Origin of the sequence: Weissella fangxianensis, from assembly GCF_024718545.1 — a bacterium.
GTDB lineage: Bacteria > Bacillota > Bacilli > Lactobacillales > Lactobacillaceae > Weissella > Weissella fangxianensis.
Window position 1 is genome coordinate 1 of the sequence record NZ_JAMXDB010000064.1, and the last position, 4767, is coordinate 4767.

Consider the following 4767-nt stretch of genomic DNA (forward strand, 5'->3'; position numbering starts at 1 on the left):
CCGTATTTTATAAGGCGGAATACCTTGTAGATACATTGTGACAGCTTCAATTTGTACTTCTTTTGAAAACATAGTAAAACCCCGTAAGTTTTGGAAATTACTCCAACTTACGGGGTTCAGTTCACACATCAAGATATGTGTTTGCTTTTTTAATCTAAAACGATTAATTAATCAATCGTAATCTGTTGTTTATGACTATTTTCTGATTTTGGTAATGTAATGTTTAAGACACCATCATCGACGTGGGCTTTGATTTTATCTAGCGTCACATCAGGTAAGTAATAGTTACGTTGGACACGACCGGCTGTTCTCTCACGGGTGATAACATTACCCTCGTCGTCCTTTTCAGTATTAGAAGCGTGCTTTGTAGCGGTAACTGTTAGGGTATCACCTTGGTAATTCAAATTAATATCTTTCTTATTAATTCCAGGAACATCAATTGATACTTCATAATGATCATCTAGATCTACAACATCACTCTTCAATTGCTGATTTTCAACATTAAATGCTGGCATTAGATGATTAAAATCATTAAAAAAGTGATCCCAATCATGAAACATACCATTAAAACGATTTGATAATTCGTTTGCCATAATAACTTCCTCCTAAACTGTATGATTTGAGATTGATAAGTTCATCACTATCTCTACTTTTATTGTAGGAGTGTCTTTTTTTGATTGCAAATAATTGCTATCTGGGACACGTAGTCAAGAAATATCATTGCTACAGAAAAGCTATGTTACAATAAAAAGTATTGAAAATTGATGTACACAAAGAAGGTTTTTAAAAATGGTAGAAAAAGATGGTGAACTAATGGCCAATCATATGCAAATTCCTTGGAAAGAACTTGCTGATAAAGAAGCCAATCAGTTAGTCATTAATGCATCGCTGAAAGAAAAGACCATCATTGTTGGTCGAGTAGGATTAATCATGCTGTCTTGTGGGACAGGAGCCTGGCGTGTCCGTGAAGCAATGAACACAATGGCACGGATTTTACAAATATATTGTTCAGCAGATATTGGCTTGATTTCTATTTCATATACATGTTTTGATGGCGTGAATAGTTACACGGAGTCGTTATCATTAAAATCTAGTGGCGTAAATACCGATAAGCTGACTAATATGCAACAGTTTGTGACCATGTTTCAAAACGAAGGGGCTTTCCTGAAAGTAAAAGATGTTCATCGACTATTGGATCAAATTAATGCAAAAAAGGGTAATTATACACCGTTCTTGCTTGGTTTAGCTGCGGCACTGGCCTGTTGTTCCTTCGTGTTCTTACTAGGTGGTGGTCCCGTAGAAATGTTGTGTAGCTTTTTTGGTGCCGGATTAGGTAATTATACACGAGCTAAAATGAACGGTAAGCATTTGACCTTGTTTGCCGGTTTAGGTGCGGGCGTTGCAGTGGCTTGTTTAACATACTTGATTTTTTCAAGAGGACTGGAGTTACTGTTCAACATCAATGTGGGTCATGAAGCGGGCTATATTGGGGCAATGTTATTTGCGATTCCGGGATTTCCTTTTATTACTAGTGGGTTAGATTTAGCCAAGTCAGATATGCGGTCGGGTATTGAGCGATTGGTGCATGCCGTATCTATCATTGTTATTGCAACACTCGTCGGTTGGTTAGTGGCGTTAGCTAGTGATTTAAAGCCAGACAGTTTCTTACCATTAGGATTGGGTCCATGGTTAATTTGTCTATTTAGAATTCCAGCAAGTTTTTGTGGTGTGTTTGGTTTCTCGATTATGTTTAACAGTCCAGTTAAGATGGCTGCAACGGCCGGCTTGATTGGTGCGGTTGCCAACACACTTCGCCTTGAATTAGTTGACTTAACACCTCTTCCTGCGGCAGCAGCGGCTTTCATTGGTGCGTTAACTGCGGGTATCTTAGCATCATTATTCCATAAACGAATGGGCTATCCCCGTATTTCATTGACCGTACCTGCTATTGTTATCATGGTGCCGGGATTATATATGTACCGTGCGATGTATTATATTGGTGTGGGAAATATTGCCAATGGTGCCCAATGGTTTGTTTCGGCCATGATGATTGTTTTATGCCTACCACTTGGATTGATTGTGGCTCGGATGATAATGGATCCTGATTGGCGTCATGCCAAATAATTAAGGCATCAATAAGTGAGGGGGAATCTATGACAAGGCAAAATGATATTAGTGATAATTTAGCAAGTTGGGAAGACCGTGCAAATGTTCATGCAAATGGGGGCTATGGTGATTTAGGTGAGTTTGTTAAAGATTCATCAGCCATTACTGGTACAGTTAAGCGTGATTTAGATGTGTTACAGCCATTTTTACCACAACAGTCGCTGACAGGGCAGCGGTTATTGCACTTACAATGCCATATTGGTAATGATACGATTAGTTGGTGGCGACTGGGTGCACAAGCGGTTCATGGACTTGACTTTTCACCACGTTCATTAGAACATGCACATCGGTTAACACAACAAGCAGGCGCTGCTGTTACCTATGTTGAAGGGGATGCTCGCTTTGCATCCGCTGCTTTACCAGATAAATTAGGACAATTTGATGTCGTGGTAACTAGTGCAGGCACGATTACATGGTTACCTGATTTAAAAGATTGGGCAGAATCAATTGCAGATTTATTAGCGCCAGACGGAATCTTTATGATTCGAGATAACCACCCATTATTATTTGCCCTTGATAATGAGGGATTGACGATAAAGAACGATTATTTTAGTGGTACTGAATCCTCATATGATGCCGATACTTCATATACGGTGGTGACGGATACTTCTGAAAAACAAACCTTAACTCATCAACGTAATCATAATTGGGCGCACGATTTTCAAGAAATTATTTCGGCTTTACGGGAAGCTGGGTTAGTGATTGAGTCAATGGGAGAACATCGGGAAACGGATTGGCAATCACTGCCAATGCTAATTTTTGATCGTGATAAAGAAGGATGGGTATTGCCAGCGGGCTATCCACAAATTCCGTTGACATTTTCGATAGTTGCTCGAAAAAATTAAGTGGTCATAAAGAAAAACAGTGTCGAACAATCATGCGTTCGACACTGTTTTGTATTATAACTAATTAATTCTTTTTTGCCATGTGATGAATGGCTGTTTCCAACGCTTTCCGTTGAATAAATGATGGATGTTGTTGGGCAGCAATGTGTAGCCCATTATTAAATTCAACCATCAAGTGCCACTTATGGCCATCGGCAATGTCTTTAGGAGCACCTTCAGGTAGCAAGACACCTAGTTTAATCTTCATACCGTCTTCTGTATTAGATAGTTGGTGCATACCCAACATTTTAGTATCCAAGCCAGTGTTCTTTAGGAATGTGTTTCCAGCCATGACGATATCAGCATTTTCTTTGGGTTGTACTGAAAAATCAGGATCAATTGAGGCAGGCTTCAAGTCAAGGTATGAAGGATCTTTATACATACCAAATGTTTCAATAATAACTTGTTTACCAGTTTTGTCAGCATCAAAATAGTAGTGCTCTGGGTGAATCGTTGAAGGCATGTATAGATTGTTTTCCTTGGCCAATTTTTGATTAAACATCATGAACTGTACTAGGGTAATACCGTGTACTTCAACGTCAACATAGGCTTCTTGCATATTGACACCTTCACGTGAATTATTAGCAATTTCAGTCCACATGTCATCACCACGCGCGATTTCAGGTTTAAATAGTTCCAAAGTCTTTTCTTTACCAATGTTTTCACGCGTTTGTGCTAAAGCTTCTTTTGCTTCAGACAAAGGTAGTCTTAGCAAATCCTCATAGGGGATGATTGTATTATCTTTTTTAATATCAATATTCTTATCGTTGAATATTTTAAAAACATGATGGTACCGACTTAACTCCATATCAAGAATTTCTTCTTCACTAACAGGTTGTCCATCCACAGAAAAGTTAATTGTGTAGTTATCCATAATTATCATGCTCCTTTGTGTTGTTGTGCGATTACTTATTACTTTATTCATTAATTTACAACTGAAGTATATAAAATAAGGCAATTAATTAACACGTCAATATTTTAAATAGTGTATAATAAAGCAACAGTTGTAGAATAAAAGTGGGGGGAATGTACATGGATTTAAGATTTTTAAGAACTGAAACAATGATAAAGGAAAAATTTATTGACCACTTATTGGTAATGCCATTCCATGATATGACAGTAACTAAGCTAGCTAAGGTAAGTATGATTGATCGAACAACATTTTATACACATTATTCAAGTACATTTGAATTAGCTTCTGCACTTATTACAGATTATTTGACACCATTTAAAAATGCTTTTGAACAAGGGGAAAAGCAAAGACATTTACAAAGTAGTTTTGATAGTTATAACTTCTTCTCCGATGAGTTGGTTGATTATTTATTAGACAATAAACAAACCATTCAGTTATTAAGAGAAATTTCTCTAGGGAAAATGAGTTTTGATCCGCAACTTCGACAATTATTTGTTGATATTTATTCAAAGATATTTAACCGTAAATCATCTGATTTTGTCATTTACTTAGTGGTTAGTTTAGCGATGAGTAATATTGACTTCATTTTGAATGAAGGGCGGTTACCAAAACGAGAAGAGTTGAAGGATGGGATTGGTCTAATGTCGGCAGCTATTAATAAATAAAAAAACTCTCAAATGAACTGAACCCCGTAAGTTGGAGTAATTTCCAAAACTTACGGGGTTTTACTATGTTTTCAAAAGAAGTACAAATTGAAGCTGTCACAATGTATCTACAAGGTATTCCGCCTTATAAAATACGGAA

General features: G+C 37.3%; 5 protein-coding genes. 3 read left to right on the top strand and 2 right to left on the bottom strand.

Annotated features, from left to right (window positions below; all coding sequences use genetic code 11):
• Positions 1–167 precede the first annotated feature (167 nt).
• A complete protein-coding gene (locus NGR58_RS09880) occupies positions 168–593 on the bottom strand; it encodes an Hsp20/alpha crystallin family protein (RefSeq protein WP_258089328.1) in 426 nt (141 codons plus the stop codon).
• Between the two features lie 196 nt (positions 594–789).
• Between NGR58_RS09880 and NGR58_RS09885 the strand changes: the two genes are divergently transcribed.
• Complete coding sequence (locus NGR58_RS09885; RefSeq protein ID WP_407077160.1) at positions 790–2124, top strand: threonine/serine exporter family protein; 1335 nt, start codon at positions 790–792, stop codon at positions 2122–2124.
• A 29-nt stretch (positions 2125–2153) separates the two neighbouring features.
• Entirely contained in the window at positions 2154–3011 is an 858-nt protein-coding gene (locus tag NGR58_RS09890) for a class I SAM-dependent methyltransferase (RefSeq protein WP_258089329.1), read from the top strand.
• 64 nt (positions 3012–3075) lie between these two features.
• Here NGR58_RS09890 and NGR58_RS09895 read toward each other — a convergent pair whose 3' ends face one another.
• Entirely contained in the window at positions 3076–3924 is an 849-nt protein-coding gene (locus tag NGR58_RS09895; protein ID WP_258089330.1) for a hypothetical protein, read from the bottom strand.
• A gap of 158 nt (positions 3925–4082) precedes the next feature.
• Here NGR58_RS09895 and NGR58_RS09900 point away from each other — a divergent pair, with 158 nt between their 5' ends.
• Positions 4083–4628 (top strand): TetR/AcrR family transcriptional regulator, encoded by a 546-nt coding sequence (locus tag NGR58_RS09900; protein WP_258089331.1) that lies wholly within the window; start codon positions 4083–4085, stop codon positions 4626–4628.
• Positions 4629–4767 lie beyond the last annotated feature (139 nt).

What these genes read in the sequence shown, in the direction of transcription:
- NGR58_RS09885 (WP_407077160.1), top strand. Translation starts at nt 790, where the DNA reads ATGGTAGAAAAAGATGGTGAACTAATGGCCAATCATATGCAAATTCCT.
- NGR58_RS09880 (WP_258089328.1), bottom strand. Translation starts at nt 593, where the DNA reads ATGGCAAACGAATTATCAAATCGTTTTAATGGTATGTTTCATGATTGG.
- NGR58_RS09900 (WP_258089331.1), top strand. Translation starts at nt 4,083, where the DNA reads ATGGATTTAAGATTTTTAAGAACTGAAACAATGATAAAGGAAAAATTT.
- NGR58_RS09890 (WP_258089329.1), top strand. Translation starts at nt 2,154, where the DNA reads ATGACAAGGCAAAATGATATTAGTGATAATTTAGCAAGTTGGGAAGAC.
- NGR58_RS09895 (WP_258089330.1), bottom strand. Translation starts at nt 3,924, where the DNA reads ATGGATAACTACACAATTAACTTTTCTGTGGATGGACAACCTGTTAGT.